Annotated in this window: 4 protein-coding genes; all 4 read left to right on the top strand. The window is 29.9% G+C overall.

Going from position 1 to position 2,275, the window contains the following annotated elements; all coding sequences use genetic code 11:
- The coding region (locus AC07XN_RS24115; protein ID WP_494744899.1) for a Fic family protein at positions 1–787 on the top strand (787 nt) is incomplete at its 5' end.
- A gap of 106 nt (positions 788–893) precedes the next feature.
- Positions 894–1,496: a hypothetical protein gene (locus tag AC07XN_RS24110; RefSeq protein ID WP_494744898.1), complete on the top strand. Its 603-nt coding sequence runs from the start codon at positions 894–896 to the stop codon at positions 1,494–1,496.
- Between the two features lie 92 nt (positions 1,497–1,588).
- Positions 1,589–1,744, top strand: a complete 156-nt coding sequence (locus AC07XN_RS24105; RefSeq protein ID WP_494744897.1) for a hypothetical protein — start codon at positions 1,589–1,591, stop codon at positions 1,742–1,744.
- Positions 1,741–2,154: a type II toxin-antitoxin system VapC family toxin gene (locus AC07XN_RS24100; RefSeq protein ID WP_494744896.1), complete on the top strand. Its 414-nt coding sequence runs from the start codon at positions 1,741–1,743 to the stop codon at positions 2,152–2,154. Before AC07XN_RS24105 ends, AC07XN_RS24100 begins: the two co-directional genes overlap by 4 nt.
- Positions 2,155–2,275: the final 121 nt, after the last annotated feature.

Raw genomic sequence — 2,275 nt, 5'->3', positions numbered from 1 at the left:
CCTTAATATGGACTATCAATTAAAAATAATCCCTTCCTTTTTGTTATCAGAATTTTGTCTGAGCTGGAAAGCTCAGACAAAATCTGCTTTTATTGATTTATATGATGCCGAACTCTCAACAGATAATTTCTGCTTTTATACAGCTGTTGCTTCAGTATATTCTAGTAAGATTGAAGGAGAAGAAATTGAACTGGATTCATATATCAAATACAAAAGATTCGGGATTGAATTTTTGCCTAAGTATACCCAAAAGATTGATGATTTGTACGATGCTTATTCTTTTGCCAAAAAGAATACATTAAATCGCCAAAATATTGTGAAAGCACATAAACTTCTTAGTAAACATATTATTTCGAAACAGTACCAAGGAAAACTCCGCACACAATATATGTATGTAACTACTCCAGATAGTAAAATTGAATATGTAGCAGCTTCGCCTTTTATGCTTGAGGTTGAAATGGATAAATTTTACCAAGACCTCCAAACACTTTTAGCTAAACCCTTATCTATAGAAGAAGCCTTTTATTTTGCAAGTATGATACACTTAGTTTTTGTAAAAATCCATCCTTGGAATGATGGCAATGGACGAACTGCCCGATTACTTGAAAAATGGTTTTTAGCTCATTTTTTAGGTGAAAAAACATGGTATATCCAATCAGAAAAAAATTATTACCTACAACTCGCTTCATATTATCAAAATATTAGAACATTGGGTTTGGAATATCTCGAATTAGACTACAAAAATGCAATGCCTTATTTGTTGATGTTGCCAAAAAGTTTACTGTAAATAACAGGTATAAATACCCTATTTTAATAAAAATACTCTTCTTGGTTTTAATAATAATATTGACACATAGTAATTTTATAGTAAAACTTAAACTCGTAATACACAAATGAAAAAACTACTTTTTACACTAATCTATTTATCAATTCTATTTCTCTCAGCTTGTAAATCTGATTTGGAGCCAATTCCTTCTTTTGATATTGCAACAAAGCTTCCTGATGAAGGAGTTATTGGGGTTAGTAATAGATCTACAATGTCACAAAATGCAGAGATAAGTTGGGGGGATAACACACCAAATACTCCAATTGGAAATTCACCAGATACAAAGTATCATACTTATTCAAAAAATGGCACTTATTCAGTAACCTTAAAAGCATTTAATGGTAGTAAATCTAGTAGCATAACAGAAAAGGTAAATATTACAAATGTTTCTGGTCGACTTGGTCTATACAGAGAAGGTGATTTTGGTAGCGTTTTATCTCCTTCATTCTTTTGTACAATTTCTGGAAATGGAATATATCAATACTTCTATATTAATACTAGAAATACTAGCAACCCGAGCAGTTGTGCTGGGATTACAGATACAAATATTTGGAAAGTCCAAGCTGGAACATATAAAGTACATGTTGAAAATATGGCAAAAACTTATGTTTGGGATTTTAATACACAAGTTGAATCTGGGAGTTGCAAAATTATTAAGCTGGGTGATTAGATTTTGTTTATATAGCTTGCCAAAACAATGGTAAGCATATTGTAAATTTCGATAATTTAAAGTAATTTTATCTATTAAATAATCAAAAAATCATGAAAACATTAGCCATTAAAAAAGAGCAAAACTCAGTTCCTTTAAAAAAGAAAAAGAGTTTATTGGAACTGGCCATGGAATCAACTACACCCAAAGAATTGAAAGTCTTAGGTAAAATTTTAGCACCTTACGAGTTAAGAAAAAATAGCAAATGAAGTATCTGCTTGACACAAACATATTTATTACTTTAGTTCTGAGAGAATTTGACAAGTTGAGTTTTAAACAAAAAACAATTCTTAACGATACTAAAAATACATTTTATCTTTCAGAAGCTTCATTGTATGAGATTGCGATAAAGGTACGCTTAGAAAAAACAAATTTCTCTAAAATTGATATGAAGATTGCTGAGGAGAAATTAGAGGAATTTAAAATAAAGATTCTGTCCTCAAAAAAGGTTTTTTATTACAATATACCAAATGTTCCCAAAGTGTACATTTCAAAAACAAAGCCACACGGAGACCCATTTGATCTATTGATAATTTCACAGGCATTAGTAGAAAATATTCCAATTCTATCGACGGATGATTTTTTCCCTAGTTATAAAGGTTTAAATGTGATTTCTTAGTAAGATGAAATAATTCTAAGAAAAACATCATTAGTAAGGTTTTAATAGGTATAGAACTGTAAATTATAATAGCCCCAAGGATTTTCTTTTGGGCTATTTTTATTATTGATAGAATATGTAC

The sequence above is a fragment of the Arcicella sp. GW458-12-2-14-TSB2 genome (assembly GCF_059423785.1).
The sequence above is the reverse complement of the archived record's forward strand: the minus strand, read 5'-3'. Positions and strand labels throughout refer to the sequence as shown.

What these genes read in the sequence shown, in the direction of transcription:
- AC07XN_RS24110 (WP_494744898.1), top strand. Translation starts at nt 894, where the DNA reads ATGAAAAAACTACTTTTTACACTAATCTATTTATCAATTCTATTTCTC.
- AC07XN_RS24105 (WP_494744897.1), top strand. Translation starts at nt 1,589, where the DNA reads ATGAAAACATTAGCCATTAAAAAAGAGCAAAACTCAGTTCCTTTAAAA.
- AC07XN_RS24100 (WP_494744896.1), top strand. Translation starts at nt 1,741, where the DNA reads ATGAAGTATCTGCTTGACACAAACATATTTATTACTTTAGTTCTGAGA.